The sequence below is a fragment of the Streptomyces sp. NPDC002467 genome (genome assembly GCF_042889825.1).
Taxonomy (GTDB): Bacteria; Actinomycetota; Actinomycetes; order Streptomycetales; family Streptomycetaceae; genus Streptomyces.
Genome location: NZ_JBIARJ010000008.1, coordinates 145,904 through 164,172 on the forward strand (window position 1 = coordinate 145,904; position 18,269 = coordinate 164,172).

At 73.8% G+C, this 18,269-nt stretch carries 18 protein-coding genes; 7 read left to right on the forward strand and 11 right to left on the reverse strand.

Annotated features, from left to right (window positions below; all coding sequences use genetic code 11):
* The first annotated feature begins 46 nt into the window (after positions 1–46).
* Positions 47–1,588, forward strand: a complete 1,542-nt coding sequence (locus ACFYYJ_RS18625) for a glycoside hydrolase family 26 protein (protein WP_389133714.1) — start codon at positions 47–49, stop codon at positions 1,586–1,588.
* A gap of 5 nt (positions 1,589–1,593) precedes the next feature.
* Here the strand turns inward: ACFYYJ_RS18625 and ACFYYJ_RS18630 are convergent, their stop codons facing one another.
* The 9 genes from ACFYYJ_RS18630 to ACFYYJ_RS18670 form a co-directional block, all read right to left on the reverse strand.
* A complete protein-coding gene (locus ACFYYJ_RS18630) occupies positions 1,594–2,739 on the reverse strand; it encodes a GNAT family N-acetyltransferase (protein ID WP_385131768.1) in 1,146 nt (381 codons plus the stop codon).
* Complete coding sequence (locus ACFYYJ_RS18635; protein WP_389133718.1) at positions 2,736–3,440, reverse strand: lipopolysaccharide biosynthesis protein; 705 nt, start codon at positions 3,438–3,440, stop codon at positions 2,736–2,738. The genes ACFYYJ_RS18630 and ACFYYJ_RS18635 overlap by 4 nt, the downstream gene beginning before the upstream one ends.
* Before the next feature lie 80 nt (positions 3,441–3,520).
* Positions 3,521–4,804 carry a glycosyltransferase gene (locus ACFYYJ_RS18640; RefSeq protein ID WP_385131764.1) on the reverse strand — a complete coding sequence of 428 codons (1,284 nt, stop codon included), beginning with the start codon at positions 4,802–4,804 and terminating at the stop codon, positions 3,521–3,523.
* A complete protein-coding gene (locus tag ACFYYJ_RS18645; RefSeq protein ID WP_385131762.1) occupies positions 4,801–5,577 on the reverse strand; it encodes a polysaccharide deacetylase family protein in 777 nt (258 codons plus the stop codon). Before ACFYYJ_RS18645 ends, ACFYYJ_RS18640 begins: the two co-directional genes overlap by 4 nt.
* On the reverse strand, positions 5,567–7,297 hold the full coding sequence (gene murJ / locus ACFYYJ_RS18650) for a murein biosynthesis integral membrane protein MurJ (protein WP_389134009.1): 1,731 nt from the start codon (positions 7,295–7,297) through the stop codon (positions 5,567–5,569). The genes ACFYYJ_RS18645 and murJ overlap by 11 nt, the downstream gene beginning before the upstream one ends.
* A 641-nt stretch (positions 7,298–7,938) precedes the next feature.
* Complete coding sequence (locus ACFYYJ_RS18655; RefSeq protein WP_389133723.1) at positions 7,939–9,399, reverse strand: O-antigen ligase family protein; 1,461 nt, start codon at positions 9,397–9,399, stop codon at positions 7,939–7,941.
* Positions 9,399–10,901, reverse strand: coding sequence for an exopolysaccharide biosynthesis polyprenyl glycosylphosphotransferase (locus ACFYYJ_RS18660; protein WP_389133726.1), 1,503 nt, complete (start codon positions 10,899–10,901; stop codon positions 9,399–9,401). Before ACFYYJ_RS18660 ends, ACFYYJ_RS18655 begins: the two co-directional genes overlap by 1 nt.
* Complete coding sequence (locus ACFYYJ_RS18665; protein ID WP_385363886.1) at positions 10,898–12,094, reverse strand: glycosyltransferase; 1,197 nt, start codon at positions 12,092–12,094, stop codon at positions 10,898–10,900. Before ACFYYJ_RS18665 ends, ACFYYJ_RS18660 begins: the two co-directional genes overlap by 4 nt.
* A 17-nt stretch (positions 12,095–12,111) precedes the next feature.
* Positions 12,112–13,194, reverse strand: coding sequence for a DUF3344 domain-containing protein (locus tag ACFYYJ_RS18670; protein ID WP_389133730.1), 1,083 nt, complete (start codon positions 13,192–13,194; stop codon positions 12,112–12,114).
* Between the two features lie 174 nt (positions 13,195–13,368).
* Here ACFYYJ_RS18670 and ACFYYJ_RS18675 point away from each other — a divergent pair, with 174 nt between their 5' ends.
* From ACFYYJ_RS18675 to ACFYYJ_RS18695, 5 genes are all read left to right on the forward strand, one after another.
* On the forward strand, positions 13,369–13,623 hold the full coding sequence (locus ACFYYJ_RS18675; RefSeq protein WP_389133732.1) for a chaplin: 255 nt from the start codon (positions 13,369–13,371) through the stop codon (positions 13,621–13,623).
* Positions 13,624–13,741: 118 nt separating this feature from the next.
* Positions 13,742–14,152, forward strand: a complete 411-nt coding sequence (locus tag ACFYYJ_RS18680) for a rodlin (protein WP_376661546.1) — start codon at positions 13,742–13,744, stop codon at positions 14,150–14,152.
* A gap of 245 nt (positions 14,153–14,397) precedes the next feature.
* Positions 14,398–14,631: a chaplin gene (locus tag ACFYYJ_RS18685; RefSeq protein WP_384757197.1), complete on the forward strand. Its 234-nt coding sequence runs from the start codon at positions 14,398–14,400 to the stop codon at positions 14,629–14,631.
* A 121-nt stretch (positions 14,632–14,752) separates the two neighbouring features.
* A complete protein-coding gene (locus ACFYYJ_RS18690; RefSeq protein ID WP_389133736.1) occupies positions 14,753–15,961 on the forward strand; it encodes a chaplin in 1,209 nt (402 codons plus the stop codon).
* 218 nt (positions 15,962–16,179) lie between these two features.
* Entirely contained in the window at positions 16,180–16,530 is a 351-nt protein-coding gene (locus ACFYYJ_RS18695) for a hypothetical protein (RefSeq protein WP_385130408.1), read from the forward strand.
* A gap of 85 nt (positions 16,531–16,615) precedes the next feature.
* Here ACFYYJ_RS18695 and ACFYYJ_RS18700 read toward each other — a convergent pair whose 3' ends face one another.
* Together ACFYYJ_RS18700 and ACFYYJ_RS18705 are read right to left on the reverse strand one after the other, a co-directional pair.
* Positions 16,616–16,855 carry a chaplin gene (locus ACFYYJ_RS18700; RefSeq protein WP_384595498.1) on the reverse strand — a complete coding sequence of 80 codons (240 nt, stop codon included), beginning with the start codon at positions 16,853–16,855 and terminating at the stop codon, positions 16,616–16,618.
* A gap of 110 nt (positions 16,856–16,965) precedes the next feature.
* Positions 16,966–17,508, reverse strand: a complete 543-nt coding sequence (locus tag ACFYYJ_RS18705) for a hypothetical protein (protein WP_389133739.1) — start codon at positions 17,506–17,508, stop codon at positions 16,966–16,968.
* Between the two features lie 270 nt (positions 17,509–17,778).
* On the opposite strand from ACFYYJ_RS18705, the gene ACFYYJ_RS18710 reads away from it, so the two are divergent.
* On the forward strand, positions 17,779–18,192 hold the full coding sequence (locus ACFYYJ_RS18710) for a rodlin (protein WP_384757399.1): 414 nt from the start codon (positions 17,779–17,781) through the stop codon (positions 18,190–18,192).
* The last annotated feature ends 77 nt before the right edge of the window (positions 18,193–18,269 follow it).

Below are 18,269 nucleotides of genomic sequence, written 5' to 3' on the forward strand. Positions count from 1 at the left end.
ACGTCTTCGACAAGCACATCGATTCGGGAAAGCCCGGGGAGACGCCATGCGCAGACCACGCCGCCGACTGGCGACCACCTGTATCGGTACGGTCGCGGCCGGACTGCTCGCCACCGGCGCCGCGCTGTCGGCGGCGCCCTCGAAGGGCTGGTCGGGACACGACGACATCGCCATGGGCGCCTATCTCGACTATGGACCGACCGGAGTGGCCCGGATCCCGCTCCTGTCGAACTGGCTGGGCGGCAAGGAGATCCGGGTGGGCCACACCTACCTGCCCGGCGACCAGTGGGCCGGCATCGAGGGGCGCGTCTCCTTCCTCGCCGACTGGGCCGCGTGGCGGCTGTCCCGCGCCGACCGGATGTTCGTCCTCAACGTGCCCATGCAGGAACGCAACGAGGACCGGCTGTCCGACGCCCGGGTCGCCCGGCTGATCGGGGCGGGCGCGCGGGGCGAGTACGACGCGCACTTCCGCCGGCTCGCCGAGCGGCTGGTGACGCTGGGCGTCCCGGACACGGTGATCGTGCTCGGCTGGGAGATGAACGGCACCACCTACTCGCACCGCTGCGGGCCGGACCCGGAGAACTGGAAGGCGTACTGGAAGCGCATCGTCAACACGATGCGGTCCGTTCCCGGTCAGAGGTTCAAGTTCGATTTCGCCCCCAACCGGGGCACGGACGCGATCGGCTGGACCCGTTGCTACCCGGGCGACGACGTGGTCGACATCATCGGAATGGATTCGTACGACCAGGGTCCCGGCGACACCTTCGACGACCAGATCTCCCAGCCGTACGGGCTCCAGCAGCACGTCGACTTCGCAGAAGCACACGGCAAGGAGATCTCGTACCCGGAGTGGGGGCTGTTCCGGCGCGGGGACAACGCGGAGTATGTGCGGCGCATGTTGCAGTGGATCGAGCAGCACAAACCGCTCTACCACACCATCACCGACTACTGCCCGCACGGTGTGTGGCAGTGCAAGCAGAACCCCGAGTCGTCGAAGGCCTTCCGGGAGGCGCTGACCCCGGAGAAGTCCGTCCCGGTCCCGACGCCGGTGGTGCCGACGCCGGTCGTCCCGACACCCGTGGTCCCGACCCCGGTGGTACCCACCCCGGTCATCCCCACGCCCGTCGTCCCGACGCCCCAGATCCCCACCCCTCAGGTCCCGACCCCGCACATCCCCACCCCCCAGGTCCCGACGCCCGAGATCCCCCCGATCCCGACCCCACAAGTGCCGACGCCGACACCGGTGCCGACACCCGACGTCCCCAAGCCCTTGCCGGTGTCCCCGACTCCGGTCACGCCCCCGCTCGACCCGGCGCCCGACCCCACCCCGGACGCCACGCTCCCCGCGAGCCCCAGCCCGCTCGTGCCGAAGCCCGATCCCGCCCCGGCCGTGACGCCGAAGCCCAAGCCCAAGCCGACGCCCAAGCCCACCCCCAAGCCCCGGCCCGAGCCGGAAACCCCGCCGGTGAACGGCAAGCAGTGGTGCGTGCCGCTGAGCTTCGGCGAGTGGCTCTCCAAGCTCGTAGGCAAGCAGTCGGTCTGCGTGAAGGTCGACTGGGGCAGGGAATCCGGCTACTGGCCCTTCTAGACGGGTCATCGCACGCGCAGTTCACCCAGCCGCGCCCGCCAGTCCCGGGCGGCCGGCAGGGCCTCCCGCAGCGCGTCCACCGCCCGCTCGCGCCCCGCCAGCTGCGACTCGTGCAGCCGCAGCAGGGGCGCGAGCGCGTGCGTGGCCAGCAGGAACCGCTGGTTGACGACCGTCTCGGGCCTCCAGTGGTTCTTGTACGGCTCGTCGCCGCGCAGGAAGCTCACCACCGGGCGGCCGTCGGCCAGCGCCCGCCCCGCCTCGTGGCGCAGCAGCAGCGTCGCCACGTCCACCTTCCGGGCGCGCAGTTCCGGGTCGGCCCCGTACAGGTAGCCGCCGCTCAGGCCTGCCGACAGCAGGGTGACGTTGGACGCCACCACCTTCCCGTCCAGCCGGAACTCCGTCAGCCGGCCCTCCCCCGCCCGCACCATCCGCCGGGTGGCCCGGGTCAGGTGCTCGGCGAAGCGCGGCCGCAGGTGCTCGGGGGTCACCCCGCGGCCCCGCCACTGCTTCTCGTGCAGCCGCAGCAGGGTCCGTACGGCACGGGGCACTTCCTGCTCGGTGACCTCGTGCTCCTCGATCCCGACGGCGTCGGTCTTGCGGAGCTTGGCCCGGACCCGCTGGGCTCCGGAGGCCGGCATCCGCTTGACCAACTCGTCGAAGGGCAGCGTGGGCAGTTCCATGCAGGTGGAGTCGGTGAGCCGGGCGCCCGTCCCCGGCCAGTACTTGTACATCTGCTCGACCGCGGCCCCGGGGCGGACCTCGCGCAGGTCGACGACCGCGCCCCGGGCGGCCCGGTGCAGCCCGTGGGCGAGCGCCGGGACGACCTGGTCGGCGTACTCGGCGGAGACGAGCACGTCGAACCAGTCGGTGATGGCGCCGCCGAGCGGCACGAGCAGCGGCATCGGACGGTGTACGAGCATCAGCGCGGCCGCGCCGACCAACTCCTCGCCGCGGCGCACGAGGACGAGGCGCAGCCGGCCCTCCTTCCCGTACGACAGCCACCAGGAGTGCAGCCAGGCGTGGCTCTGGAAGGGGGTGGCGGTGGGACAGGCGCGGACGAGCCGGTTCCACGGCCCCTCCAGGGCGGCGAACTGTCGGGGGTCTCGGCAGAGGGTGACCGACAGGGACGGCCCGGCGCAGGCCCTGGTCATCGGACGGACTCCTTCTCCTTGGCGTCGGCGTGCTCACCCTGGGCCGGGAGCGAGGCGTACCCCTCCACGGCCGGCTGCGCCTCGGGCTCTTCGGGGCGGCGCCTGGTGCGGCCGCCGGGCCGGGCGAGCAGCCACAGCCCGCCGAGCAGGCCGCCGGCGCACAGCCCGACCGCGCCGCTGATGGCGGCGGAGGGGGAGGCGGGTTCGGTCGGGGCGACGGCCTGGCTGAACAGGAGCAGCTTCACCCCGGTGTTCTTGGTGGCCTGGTTGCTGCTCAGCGAGAGCGCGTCGGCGACGGCGTTCGCGATGTCGGCGGCGCCGGAGGGGCTCTTCGAGGTACCGGTGATGGCGATCATCGGGGACTCGGGGGAGGTCTCGGCCCGCACCTGGGTCCGCAGCTGCCGCGCGCCGATGCCCGCGCGGGGCTGGGCGTAGGCGAGGGTGGAACCGCTGGTGGCGATACGGCCGTACGCTTGGGCGAAGCCGAGGGCGGTGGCGGGTTCGGTGGTGTCGTCCGGGACGGCGACGACGAAGCTGGTGGCGGCGTACTCGGGGGCCTTGAGCACCCCGTACGCCCCGCCGGCGGCCAGCCCCACCAGCGCGCAGGCGGGCAGCGGCCACCAGACCGGCACCCGGCGGCGGCTCGGCCGGCGCCGGCCGGAACGGTGTTCGGATTCCTTCGGATCAACGGCGTCGGCCATGTGCGTGCGCTCGCTTCCTGTGTGTCGGGGAGTTCTCTACGGGCCCTGCCGGGCCCCTGCGGGGAGCTACGGGGCAACGCTCAACCGGTACCGCCCTGCCCGGACGCGGCCCCTTGCCGCCGCCCCGGCGGGGGCACTTCCAGCCCCGCCGGCGTTCGAGGCGCGGGGTCCGGGGCGGTGGCCCGGGGGGCCCGCGCCCCGAGCGGATCCGGTGCGGCCCCACCGGGGTCCGGGGCGGCGGCCCCGGAAGGGTTCAGGGCCAGGTCGTACACGTCCATGAGGAGGGCCGCGCTGCGGGCGATGTCGTAGTGGCGGGCCACCGGCGGCACCGGCAACCGCTTCGCCCCCGCCTCCATGTGCCCCCGCAGCGCCGCGACGAGTTCCTCCGTGCCCGTACCGATGCGGCGGGCCCCCGGCGCCTGCACGGCCGGCAGGTCGTCGATGGCGGGGCAGGTCACGTGCAGCACGGGCAACCCCGCCGCCAGCGCCTCGACCACCGCCAGCCCGAACGCCTCCTCCCGCGACGGGGACACGAACACGTCCATCGCCGCCAGCAGCGCCGGGATCCCCGGGGTGCGCCCGTCCGCGCTGTCGCCCAGCGGGTCCCGTTCGCCCAGCAGGTGGATCCGGCTCTGCGCGCCCAGCTCCGCCGCCAGCCGGCGGAGCGCCGCCCGCTCCGGCCCGTCCCCCGCCAGCAGCAGGTGCGCGCCCGGCAGCGCCGCCACCGCCCGCACCAGTACGTCGAACCGCTTGCCCGGCACCAGCCGCCCGACCCCGCCGACCACGAACGCCCGTTCCGGCAGCCCGGTCCTGGCCCGCGTACCACGCCGTGCGCCCTCGTCGAAGCGGAAGCGGACGGCCTCGATCCCGTTCGGGACGACGTGCACCCGCTCGGCCGGCACCCCCCACGCCTCCAGCCGGGCCGCCACCGTGTCGGACACCGCGACCGTCGCCGCGCCGAACCGCTCACTGGCCAGGTACAGCGCCCGCACCCCGCGCGTCAGCGGCCGGCCCTCGATCTCGCCGTCCCCGAGGGAGTGTTCGGTGGCCACGGTCGCCCCGACGCCCGCGACCCGCGCGGCGAGGCGCCCGTACACGCAGGCCCGGTACAGGTGCGTGTGCACGAGGTCGTACCGGCCGCGCCGGATGAACCGCACCAGCTTCGGCAGCGCCCCCAGGTCCCGGTTGCCGGTCATGCCCAGGTGCACGACCCGGACCCCGTCGGCGCGCAGCCCCTCGGCCACCGGTCCGGGGTTGGTCAGCGTCAGGACGTCGCACCGCATCGGCATGTGCCGCAGCAGCAGCCTCAGTTGCTGCTCGGCGCCGCCGACGCCGAGCCCCGTGATGATGTGCAGGGCCTTCACGGCAGCACCACCCGTCGCAGTTCCCGCACCTGGTGCCGCAGCTGCTTCACGCGCAGCCGCGCGCCGCCGTCGGCCTGGCTGACGTGGGTGCGCGGCAGGGCGTACCGGCCGGCCAGCCGCCCCGGGTCGATGGCGCAGGCGTACCCGTACCCGGCGGCCCGGGTCGCCTCGACGACCCGGGCGTCGAGGTGCCCGTACGGGTAGCAGAACCCTTCGGGCAGCACGCCGGTGAGCTCGCGCAGCAGGTCGCGGCTGCCCCGCAGTTCCTGCTGGAGCACGTCGTCGGCGGCCGCGGTGAGGTCCTGGTGGAGCAGCCCGTGCGAGCCGATCTCCTGTCCGGAGTCGGCGATCTCGCGGACGCCCTCGGCGGTGAGCAGGGCCTTGCGGGGCCCCAGCGGGTCCCACACGTTGTCCACGCCGAGCCTGCCGGGCAGGACGAACAGGGTGGCGGTGCAGTCGTGCCGGCGCAGCAGCGGCAGCGCGCCGGTCAGGAAGTCGGCGTAGCCGTCGTCGAAGGTCAGCCCGACGAGCCCGGCGGCGCGCCCGGCGGCACGGGCCCGCAGCAGCTCGCCGACGGACACCCCGCGCAGGCCCCGGGAGCGCAGCCACAGCAGCTGGGCCTCCAGGGCGACGGGTGTGACGGTGATGCCGTACGGGTCCTCGGCGGGGTCCGTGAACTCGGCGACCGAGTGGTACATCAGGACCCACGGCAAGGCGGTCCGGCGGGGTGGGTCCACCACGGCGGCGGGGGCCGTGTCGGTGTCAGCGGACATTGCGGAACCTCTGCGTGAGCTGGGAGATCTGAGCGGGCAGGGCGGTGACTTCGAGGGCGCGTATGGCCGTGCCGGTGGCCCCGAACATGGCCGGGACCAGCAGGCAGCCGAGGGCGGCGCTGAGCAGCGGGTCGGGGATCATGGGCCCGGCGATCCAGCCGGTGGCGCCGGCCGCGACGGCCGCGACGCCGAGCCGCCCGATGCTGACGGCGACCCGGCGGACCTGGATGGCGACGATCCGGGAGCCGAGGCCGGTGAGCAGGAGGGCGGCGGTGGTGGAGATGCCGGCCGCGTTGGCGGCGGCGATGCCGTAGGTGCCCCACCAGCGGACGGCGAAGGCTCCGGCGACGATGTTGACGAGGAGTCCGGCGGCCATCGCGAACGCCGGGAACCAGGTGGGCCGGGCGGTCGAGAAGAACGGCCGGGACAGCGCCCCGACGAGGCAGTGGCCGAGGAGGCCGAGCCCGTACACCCGCATCACGGAGGCGGTGGCGAGGGTGTCCTGGTGCGTGAACGCGCCGCGCTCGAAGAGCACTTGGATGATCTGGGGCGCGTAACCGATGACGAGCGCGGTGCCCATGAGCACGGCGAGCGAGGCCAGCGCCAGGTCCCGCTCGACGCGGCGCCGGGCCTTCTCCCGCTCCCCGCCGGCCATGGCCTGGGCGACGACGGGGAAGGTGACGGTGCAGATCATCAGCGACAGCACCATCGGCATCTGCGCGACCTTCTGCGCGTAGTTCAGGTGCGAGATCGCCCCGGGCGGCAGGGAGGCGGCGAGGAACCGCTCGACGAGCACCTGCGACTGCCGGGACACCGCGAAGAAGACCACCGGTGCGATGACCCCGAAGGCGATGAGGGTGGGCCGGTCGCGGTCCCGCTGGCTGCGGGCGGTGCCCCGGCCGCGGGTCGTGCCGAAGCCGACGTTCCTGATGAAGGAGGGCAGTTGGACGAGGACCATCAGCAGCCCGCCGACGGCGACACCGGCCGCGGCGGCCCGGACCCCCCACAGGGCGTGGAGGGCGACCATCGTGCCGATGATGCCGATGTTGTACGAGACGTAGATCGCGGCGGGCGGCACGAAGGAGCGGTGCGCGCGCAGCGCGGCGCTGAAGTATCCGGCGATCCCGAAGGAGAGCACGGTCAGGGCGGTCAGTCGGGTGCACTGCACGGCGAGCCCGGGATCGGGCAGGCCGGGGGCGAGTACGGAGACGACGGCCGGCGCGGCGAGGACGAGCAGCGCGGCGACCACGGCGAGGAGCAGCGCGAGCCGCGGCAGGGTCGCCCCCACCAGCAGCCGTACGGGGTCCTGCGCGCGGGCCTCCTTGCGCGTGAGCCCGGTCCGGGCGGCGGCCCGCCGGGCCAGGGCGTGGCTGAAGGCGGGCACCATCAGCAGAGCCATGGCGTCCTCGATGAGCAGCGTCGAGGCCATCTCGGGGACGGTCCAGGCGATCAGGAAGGCGTCGCTGTCGTGGCCGGCCCCGAAGAGGTGCGCGATGGTCTGGTCCCGGACCAGCCCGAACACCGCCCCGGCGGCGGTCAGACCGGCGGTGACGGCCGCGGCCTTGGCGAGGAACCGCCCGAGCGGCTGGCTCCCGCCGGGCGCCTCGGCCGGCGCGGCGGCGGGAGACCCGGTCGTGCGGCCGTCCCGCCCGCCGCCCGTCCCGGCGTCCCCGGGCCGGCCGCTGCCGGCTCCCGCCTGCCCACCGGCCCACGCGGCGATCCGCACGCTCCGCGGCCCGGGATCACCGCCCGCGTACCCGGCAGGGCCGTACCCGGCCGCAGCGGTGCCGTCCCCGGCCTGCCCGCCGGGCCCGCCCGCGTACCCGGCGGATCCGAAGGCCGCCGAGGACGGGACGCCCGACGCCCCCGGGCCCCGGGCCGGCCCGGCCCCGGGCTCCACCGCGCCCGGAGCGGCCGGCCCGTCACCGTTCGCGGGCCCGGCACCGGCCCGTACCGCGATCGGCATTCCGTGCCGCCCGCCTTCGGCGGAACCGGGCCCCGCCGGACTCCCGGGGACGGGCACGGGTACGGCCCCGGAGGCCCGGCCCCCGGGCTCCGCGGGGCCGTCGCCGGAACGGGGCGACGCCCCGCCCGCGAGGCCGGGTTCCGGCACGCCCGGGCCGTCGGCGGACCGCGGCAGCCCGCCGGTCACGAACCCCGGGTCCGAGACCGCGGGGACCCGGCCCGCGTCCGGCAGGCCGGAACCCTGCCCCGCCGGCCCGTCGGCCGGGCGGGGCAGGCCGCCCGTCACGAAGCCGGGGTCCGACACGGTCGGCACGGCCGGGTCCGGCGGGGCCGGGACATGGGCGGGGCCCGCCCCGGCCCGGGGGCCGGAGGCGGGCCGCCAAGGCGTCGTGTCCGTCACGGGCCGTCCGCACCCGGAACGGCGCGCACGCCGGTGCGCCCGCCCGCGGCAGCAACCGCACCGCCGCGCCCGCGGCCACCCCGACCGCCGGGCGCCCCCGGCGAACCGACGCCCCCCGGGGAGGGAAGCGCCCACCAGGCCGCCAGACCGACGATCACACCGGTCAGGACCGTCGACGGCCCGCCGATGTCCGCGTACAGGAAGTCGATGAGCTGCCACACGAACAGGCCTACCGCGATCAACCCGCAGTCCCGCGTCCGCCCGTCGCCCCGCACGCCCCTGCCGGAGGCGAGCCGGCTGAGGCCCGCCACCAGCAGCACCGCCCAGCCGCCCGCCAGCGCGGTCAGCCCGGTCAGTCCCTGCTCGCTGAGGACCAGGAGGTACATGTTGTGCGGGGAGAGCAGCGGCTGCCGCAGGAACGCCTGGCCCGCGCCCGCCGTGTCGCTGCCGGAGGACAGGCCCAGGGAGGAGTGCCCGTCCCGGTTGGCCGGGAAGCCCTTCAGCCCGACCCCGACCGCCGGCCGCTCCCGCCACATCGACTCGGCCGCGGCCCACATCGTGTAGCGGTCGGTCACCGACTGGTCGGGCGCGCTCGACACCTGCGTGATCGAGGCCAGCCGCTCGCCGACCATCTCGGAGCCGACGCCGAACCCGCCCACCAGGACCACCCCGACGGCGCCCAGCGCGACCAGCACCTTCAGGGCCCGCCGGACCCCCGCCAGGAAGATGACGAGCAGGGCCGCCCCCGAGGTGGCGATCCACGCGCCCCGGCTGAACGACAGCACCAGCGGCACCACCAGCAGCAGCGCGACGCCCGCGGCGGTCCGCCGGACCCGCGGCGCGAGCCCCGGCGACAGGGCCAGCGCCGTCGCCGCGATCAGCCCGTACGCCACCACCGTGGCCATGCCCATGACGTCACCGGGACCGAAGGTGCCCACGGCGCGGACGTCCTCGCCCTGGTACGAGGCCCCGGTGTGCGTCGCGTACTGCACGACCCCCACCGCGCCCTGCACCAGCGCCAGCACCACGAAGCACCCGGCGGCCAACCGGAACTCCGCCGCGTCTCGCACCAGCAGCACGATCGCCGCCGGGACCAGGACGAAGACCTGGAGGTAGCGCACGAAGCCCGGCAGGGCCGCGTACGGGTCCCCCGCGGTCATCGTCGCCACCGCGAGCCCGACCCCGGGCGCCCCGAGCACGAGCACGCCCAGGGGGCTCAACTCCCTCACCCGGCCGCGCACCGCCTGCACGGCGCACACGAGCACCAGCAGCAGCGAGGCCGCGTCGGCCGGGCCGACCTTGCCGGAGGCGGTCGCGTCCCCCGCCGGGAGCGGGGCGAGCAGGAACAGCACGGTCGCGGCGAGCGGCAGCAGCGGCCAGTGCCGCCGCAACAGCACCGGCAACGGCGCACCGGGCCGCCGTACGCCCTTCGGGAACGGGGATACCGCGAGGCTCATCAGCTGCCCCCCAGCCGGAAGCGGAAGAAGGAGGCCGCGGTGCGGGCCAGGATCCACAGGTCCTGCCACAGCGACCAGGTGTCGATGTAGTGGTTGTCGAAGCGGGCCCGGTCCTCGATGGAGGTGTCCCCGCGCAGGCCGTTGATCTGGGCCAGCCCGGTGATGCCGACGGGCATCCGGTGCCGGGCCTCGTAGCCGGGGTGCACGGTGGAGAACTTCGCGACGAAGAAGGGCCGCTCGGGCCGGGGACCGACCAGGCTCATGTCACCCCGTACGACGTTCCACAGCTGCGGCAGCTCGTCCAGCGAGGACTTGCGCAGGAAGGAGCCGACCGCGCTCATCCGGCGGTCCCCCGCCACCGTCCACCGGGTGGCGGCCTCGTGCGCGTCGGCGCGCAGGGTACGGAACTTCAGCAGGGTGAAGGGCCGCCCGTACAGGCCGACCCGCTCCTGCCGGAAGATCACCCCCGGCCCGTCCCCGATCCGCACGGCGAGCGCGCAGACGCCCACCACGGGCGCCGCCGCGACGAGCGCGAGCAGCGCGAGCACGGCGTCGATGCCGCGCTTCGCCCAGCGCTCCACGGGCCGTACGGGGCGCGGCAGCAGCGGCTGCACGGCGTACCCCCACAGCTGGTCGGCGGGGCACGCCACCCGCATGCCGGTGACCTTGGCGGTGCCGGCCGGGTCGGCGAGCCAGAGCCGGCAGCCGTGGTCGTGGAAGAGCCGCACCAGGGAGGCGGTGTGCTCGTCGGCCTCGGGCGGACGGGTGAACACCGCGTGCCGGACGGAGTTCTGGATCACCGCGCGCCGGATGTCCTCGTGGGTGGCGAGCAGCGGCATCGCGCCGCCCTCCCCTTCGGCGACGGCCTCGGTGTCGGCGATCCCGACCGGGCGCAGGCCGAACTCGGGGCGGGAGTGCAGGGCCGCGGCCACCGCGCCCGCCCCGGCGCCGGGTCCGACGACGAGGGCGGAGGCGGGCCTGCGCACGGCCGTGCGGCGCAGGCACTGGTTGACGAACCCGCGTCCCGCGCACGTCAGTACGGCCATGACGCAGGCGGCGCTCAGCAGGAGCTCCCATCCGAGGGCGCGGCCGAAGCCGCCGGCCCAGACCGCCGCGACGGTGCACCACAGCACGGCGGACCGCCCGGCCAGCACGGGCAGTTCGCGGAGCGCGGAGGGGGCGAGCCGAGGCCGGTACAGCCCGGCCTGCGCGTGCAGGGCCACGAGGAGCAGGGCCACGAGGACGGTCGCTCCGGCCGGCAGCGCCGGCGCGGGCAGCGCCACCACGGTCAGTACGGCGGCCAGCGCGTCGGCGGTGAGCAGCGGGAGCACCCGCCCGCGGCGGCGGATCCGCTGCGGGCGCACGGCGGGCCGGGCCCGGTCGGCCTCGGGCCCGCGCGGGGGGTGGATGGCGGCCTGGGCCCGGCGTACTGCCGTGGTGCCCGCCGACTCGGGGCCGCCCTGCCCGGTGTGCCGCCTGGCGGGTGCGCTGTCCATCGTCATCGGGTGTTGCGCTCCTGGTTCAAGGGCCGGGGCCTGCCCAGCAGTTCGTGGTACAGACCGGTGACCGCATCCGTGGTCCGCCGCACGTCGAAGTCGGTCCGGGCGTGCTGCCGTGCCTGCTCTCCGAGTTCGGCGAGCAGCCGCGGTTCGGCGAGCAGCCCTCCCAGGGCCTTGGCCAGGGCCGTCGGGTCCTCCGGCGGTACCAGGCACAGGCGTCCCTGGCCGGGCGGCAGGCTCTCCCGGGCACCGCTGACGTCGGAGACCAGGACCGGGCGGCCGCAGGCCATCGCTTCGAGCGGGGCGAGCGCCATGCCTTCCCACCGTGACGGCAGTACAACGAGATCGGCGGCCCGAAGCCACGGTCGGATGTCCCGGGCGGCTCCCGCGAAGAGCACCCTCGTGCCCGACAGGGCCGCCGTGCGGCGCAGCCGTTCGGCGTCGGGGCCGTCGCCGACGAGGGCGAGGCGGGCTCCCGGGACGGCGGCGAGCAGCTCCGGCCAGGCGCGGAGCAGGACGTCCTGCCCCTTCTGCTGGCAGAGCCGGCCCACGCAGACGGCGAGGGGTCCGTCGCCCCGGAACGCGGCGGGCAGCGGCAGTCCGGCGCGGGCCAGGGCCTTGTCGTGGTCGGGATCGGGGTCGCCGGGGCGGAAGTGGTCGAGGTCCACGCCGTTGCGGATCACCGACCAGTGGGCGGCGATGCCCTCGGCCTCGCCGGCGCGGCGTTCGGCCTCGCTGACGCAGAGCACCCGGTCGGCCCAGCGGGCCCCGTACCTCTCCCACCTCAGGGCGAGGGCGGCGGTGGCCCCGCCGACGGCTTCGAAGGACCAGGCGTGCGGCTGGAAGACGGTGGGCAGGGCACCGCGCGCGGCGAGCCGCCCGGCGAGGCCCGCCTTGGCGCTGTGGGCGTGCAACACGTCGGGCCGGACCCGGCTCAGCAGCCGCCGGGCACCGAGGAGTTCGGCGGGCAGCGCGGGGCCGGGGGCCCGTCCGGCGCGCCAGGTGAGCACCTCGGCCCCGGCGGCCCGGGCGGCGTCGGCCAGGACGCCGCCGCGCGGGCAGCCGACGACGGTGCGCAGGCCTTCGGCGCTCTGGGCGCGGACGAGGTCGGTGACGACCCTGGCCACTCCGCCGTCGACGGGCTGGACGAGATGGAGGACGGTCGTGGGCCGTGCGGCCCGTGGCTGTGTGGGCACGTGGAGTGCTCCTACGTTCAGCGGCGCGCGTCTGTCTGAACGAAGAGCACACCGAGGAAATGACCTTGACTTTCGCCCTTGAGCCCGAAGTTCAGGCTGTGGGCGCCACCGGACAGGGCGGGACTCAGGTCGAACACGTCCGCGTCATATCCGAGATTGTTGATGTGTTCGGGCTGTCGCACGAACGAGTGATCCCCGAATTCCGTGATCGTGGAATTCATAACATCATTAAAAGGATTTTCTGCATCGCCGATGGTCACCCGGCGCCCGCTGTCGGAGGTCACGGTGAGTGAGTCGCCCAGGACCCCGCGGTCCCCGTCGTAGCCGACCAGCCCGACCTTCCCCGCGGACCCGGGCGGCGCCGACAGCCCGTCGACCTCGACGACCCCGTCGCCGGCCCGGGTCTCCAGCACCTCGAAGCCGTCCCACAGCGAGATCCGGCGCAGCGGCTCCTTCGGGTGCTCGTACGCCACGACGAGCGTCCAGCCGCCCCAGGCCCCCACCTCGGAGTGGCCCATGGCGACGTTCAGCTGCGAGACCGTCCACACCCCGGCGCCGCCCTTGCGCACCATCGGGGTCACGTCGGCCGAGGCCTGGTAGGCATCGCTGCCGGCGTCCGTGCGGTGGCCCATCACCGTGTCGGCGAGGACCTCCTTGTAGGCCCCGCCGGGCTCGGCGACCAGGACGCGGCCGTTGTCCTCCGGCGGCTTCTGCTCGCCCACCCGCAGGTTCCCGCCCCAGTAGAGGCGGGCGTACGAGACCCTCGCGCCCTGCGGGATCCGGAGGTCGGCCCGGGTGGAGTTGTAGGTGTCCGGGTCCGCGTCGACCTCGTTGTAGAACATCTCGAAATCGCCGTTGACCCCCGCCGCCCCCCGCCCGACCTCGGCGCAGGACGCGGCCCGCGCGGACTCCTGGCTCCGGCAGCCGATGGCGGAGTTCGAGGCCCGGACCAGGCCGCCGTGCTGCACGGCCTGGTAACGCTCGGTGAAGGGGACCCGGGGCAGTTCTTTCGGAGACGGGGCGCCCGAAGCCGGCGACACGGAAACGACCAGGCAGGACAGCAGACCGAGCGTGCCGAGGATTCTGCGGGAGGAACCCATGACACAGTCTCCATTTTCGATCAACGGGACAAAACAGGAGTGCACTTTGTCAGAAATCGGGCTGGAAATCACGTCGGACTCGCTCGTACGGCCTTTCGGGCGATAACGCGCACCTTCCGGACCCGAACGTCGTTATGGCTTGCACCATTGTTCGAACCGAAAGGAATTACGGAGATGAAGAAGAGGCTGGTGCGCAGCACCACCATGGCCGTCGCGAGCGCCGCGATGCTGATGGGCGGCGCGGGCCTCGCCTCCGCGCACGGTGGGGACGGCGCGACGGCGGACGGCTTCACCGGCGGTTCCCCGGGCGTCCTGTCCGGCAACCTGCTCCAGGTCCCGGTGGACGTCCCGGTGAACGTCTGCGGCAACACCGTGAACGTGATCGCCCTGCTGAACCCGGCGTTCGGCAACACCTGCGTGAACGCCTGACCGTCAACCGTGCCGCCCGAAACGGCTGCATCCGGGTGAAGCCACGCAACCCAAACCGGGGCCGGGCCGTTGATCCGGGTGCTCCACTACCGGGCAATCCTGCAAAAAAGGGACGACAATGATCAAGAAGATGATGGCCTCGGCCGCGGTTGCCGCCTCGGTCGTGGGCATGGGTGCGGCCATGGCGCCGCAGGCGATGGCGATCGGCAACGACCACGGCATCAACACCGTGAACGGCAACGGCGCCTCGCAGATCTACGGCAACCAGGCCACCTACGGCAACATGAGCCCGCAGATGGCCCTGATCCAGGGCTCCTTCAACAAGCCCTGCATCGCCCTGCCCGCGAAGGCCAACGTGCAGTCCGTGCTGGCCCTGGTCAACGTCGGCGTCCAGGACATCCCGGTCCTGTCCAGCCCGCAGAACCAGCAGTGCACCGAGAACTCCACGCAGGCCAAGGGTGACGAGGCCCTCTCGCACATCCTGGACAACATCCCGGTCCTCTCCGGCAACGCCTCCGCCGGCAGCTGACCGAGGCCCGTGCCAGCGAGGCCGCCGCACCTTCGGGTCGCGGCGGCCTCGCCGCTTGTGGGTTTCCGGCACACCCGATCGAAAAGGGTGACCCCGTAAATCCGCCGGCCCATCGGAACCGGAATTCGGGCAGGGCATCGGAGTGAATTCCCCGACTCCCGCCGAAAATCCCCGGTTTCTTTTCCCCCGGACACTCGTTGTTAATTCTGCAGTGGATACGCCCCTGCGGGAAGGATCGAAAACAAATGACGTACAAGAAGGCAGTGGTGCTGGCCGCCGGCGTTCTGATGGCTGCCGGTGCCGCCTCCCCCGCCATGGCCGACGCGGACGCCGCGGGTGTCGCGAAGGACTCCCCCGGCGTCCTGTCCGGCAACCTGCTCCAGGTTCCGGTGCACGTCCCGGTCAACGTCTGCGGCAACACCGTCAACGTGATCGCCCTGCTGAACCCCGCGTTCGGCAACACCTGCGTCAACGCCTGACGAAGCTCTTGTGCCCGCAAGGGCAACCTCCTCGAAGGTGGCCTCGGAGTGCACGGCGGTGCACTCCGAGGCCACCTTCGATTCAGCACCGGCGCCACCGCCGGTAGACAGGGAAGGACCCATGCGACAGGTACTGAGCCGACAGGTACTGGGCAAGGGGATGCTCACGGCCGCAGCCGCGTCGAGTCTGCTGTCGATCGCGACCGGTGCGGCCTACGCACACCCCGGAGCCACGGCCGAGGCCTCTCATTCGCCGGGTGTGCTGGCCGGCAACAGCGTCTCGGTACCGATCACCTTCGCGCCGAACGTGTGCGGCAACAGCGTGGACGCCGGGGCGGGACTCAACCCCGCGTTCGGCAACACGTGCGCCACCACGACCGGCTCCCACGCCGAGGACGACCACGACTACTCGCGCTACCTGAGCCCCCAGAACGCCGAGGCCCTGGAGCGCTACCTCGACGAGCGCGAGGCCCGCCACCGCGTACCGGAGCAGCGCCACGAATCCCCGGGCGACCGGGGCGGATACGGCCACTCCGACGAGCAGCAGCCCCGCCACGAGCCCCGCCACGACCAGGGCGGACACGGCCACGCCGACGAGCAGCAGCAGCCGCCGCGCCACCAGCCCCAGCACGGTCAGGGCGGCTACGGCGACTCCGACCGGCCGCAGGGCGAGGAGGAGTGCGACGACCACCCCCGCCCCGAGGCGGAGCACCCGGCCCCCGTACCCCACCCGGCTCCCCCCGCTCCCCCGAAGCCGCAGCCTCTGCCGCACCCCGTGGAGGAACTGCCGCCGCCGGCCCCGGTGGACGAGGCCCCCAAGCCGCTCCCCGCCCCGGTGCCGGCGCCGATCCCGGCCCCCGCGCCCGTCGGGGAACTCCCCGTACCGGCGCCGGTCCCGGTGCCCCAGCCGCCCGTGGAGCAGGCGCCCGCGCCGCTGCCCGCCCCAGCGCCCGTACCGGCACCGGTGGAGGAGGCTCCCCAGCCGCTCCCCGCCCCCGCACCGCAGGTCCCCGCCCCCACGCCCGGCATGGAGGAGGGCCCCGCGCCGCGGCCGCCGCACGGCAGCCAGCCCGTGGAGCGCCCGGCCGACCAGCCCCCGGCCGCCCCCGCCGGCGACACCCCGGTCCACCTGCCCCCGACCCCCGCCACGGCCCCGGCCCCGCACGTCCCCGCGCCGGCGCCCGCACCGGCGCCCGCACCCGTACCGGCGCGGGTGACCGCGCCCGTGCTGGCCGAGACCGGAGCGGGCCAGCCCGCCGCCGCGGCGGCCCTCGCGTCGGCACTGATCCTGGGCGGCGCCATTCTGTACCGGCGGTCACGCGTCGCCTGATCGACCGTCCCGGTAGTACCGGTAATACCGGGACTACGGACAATCGGAAGAAATACCGGCCGGAGAATCCCCATCGGATTCTCCGGCCGCTGTCATGTCCGCACTGTGCACGCGCCCCCTCGGCGTTTCCGTACGGGCAGGCGATCGTTACCCATGGAGAAAGCGGTGCGACGGTCGCCGCTGACACCTCTGTCCACGAAAAGAAGAGGATTTCGACAATGAAGCTCTCGAAGGTCGCCGCTGTGGTCGTCGGCTCCGTAGCCGCCCTCGGCGCCTCCGCCCCCGCCTTCGCCGCCGACGCCCCGGCCGCGTCGATGCCCCCGATGAGCCTGACCGGCGGGGCGACGGAGGTGCTGAACGCCGTCAACCCGGTCAGCGAGGCGCTCCCGCAGACCGCCGGCAACGCGCTGGCCGAGCAGGGCGACGCCGTCAACAAGGTCGTGGGCACGGCGCAGAAGGTCAACAAGGTCCGCAACGACGTACCCGGCACCGTCCTCGGGCTCGCCAACGGCGCCACCCGGACGACCCCGATGCTCGGTGGCGTCAAGCTCAACGGCGGCCGGGGCTGAGCCGCCCGGACAAGACCGTGGGCGCCACCGGCAAGGCCGGGGCGCCCACAGTCGGTTGAGCTGTCTGGCAGTCGTTCCGCAGACGTCAGTCGTTGACGCAGACGTTGCCGAACGCGGGGTTCAGCGCGCCGATGACGTTGACGGAGTTGCCGCAGACGTTGACCGGAACGTGGACCGGGACCTGGCCCAGGTTGCCGGACAGGACACCGGGGGAACCCACGGCCGCGCCTTCGGCCGACGAGTCGGCCATAGCGGAGCCGGCGGCACCGGCCGCAGCGAGACCAGCGGTGGCCAGGACCAGGGCGGCCTTCTTGGCAGAGTTCATGGGAAGTGCACCTTCTGTTCGATGTTCTGCCCCGAACCGGGGCTCACATCGAGCGAAACGGTCCAGCTTCCCGGACGACACGGCCTCCGGCCGAATCAAACCTGTTCAGCTCAATTGTCGTAGTCGTGCGACGGGCTCCAGGCGGCCTTCCCCGCGCCCCGCACGTCCGGGAGATCCGGGACGTCCGGGATGTCGGGCAGCTCCGGCACCAACTCCGCCGGAGGCTTGAGCGGCGTCGCCGGCAGCTCCGGCACCACCGTGTCGACCGGCGGGAGCTCCACCGGCAACTTCGGGACTTCCACCGGCAGCTCGGGGAGTTTGACCTCCGGGAGCTTGATCTCGGGAAGCTTGATCTCCGGGAGCTTCGGCAGCTCGATCGGCGGCAGCTTCACGCCGAGCAGGCCGCCCAGCGAGTTGAGGAGGTCCCCGATGGTCTTGGAGAGGCCGGAGAGCAGGTCGTCGATCGGGCCGGCCGCGGCCACCTGTTCCTCGACTTCCTCGATCTGCCGCTGGACGGCCGCCGATCGCCTGGCGATCTCGGCGGCGCCCTGACCGTCCGCGGCGCCCGCGGGGGCGGCCGCGCCGGTCAGTATGACGACGGCGAGGGCCGACGGGACGAGCATGCGGGCGCGGGACGGCTTGGTGCGGTGCATGGGTGTTCCTTCTGGTGGTGGCATACAAGCGGACCAGAGCGGTCCGCTTCCTTACTCACCGTGCGAACACCTCGCACGGAGCGCAACCGGATCATGAACGGCTGAGGGGTGCGTACGGGCTTCGCGCACGCGTCCGCAGAAGGCTCACCCCCTCCGGGGAAAACCCCGCGGCACGCGGGCCGTTTGAGTGAAGCACCGGAACCAACCCCCTGGTGGGGCAGTTGACCAGGGCGCTCCATCAGCGGGCACTCGTGCGACTAAAGGATCAAGATGTTCAAGAAGTTCATGACCGCCGCCGCGGTCTCCGCCGTTGCGGTCGGCGCGGGCGCCGCTGCCGCCGCCCCGGCCATGGCCATCGGCAACGACAACGGCATCAACACCGTCAACGGCAACGGTGCCACGCAGGTCTACGGCAACCAGAAGACCCACGGCGACCAGAGCCCGCAGCTCGGCCTCGTCCAGGGCACCCTGAACAAGCCCTGCATCGGCCTGCCGGCGAAGGTCAACGCCCAGTCCCTGGTCGCCGTCCTCGCCAACGTCGGTGTCCAGGACATCAACGTCCTGTCCAACCCGCAGAACCAGCAGTGCACCGAGAACTCCACCCAGGCCAAGGGCGACGAGCCGCTCTCGCACATCCTGGACAACATCCCGGTCCTCTCGGGCAACGGCTCCGTCGGCAGCTGATCCCAGCCCCCGCGTCGAGCGACGAGGGCCCCGGCAGCGTCCAGCTGCCGGGGCCCTCGCGCGTTCGGCCGTACGGG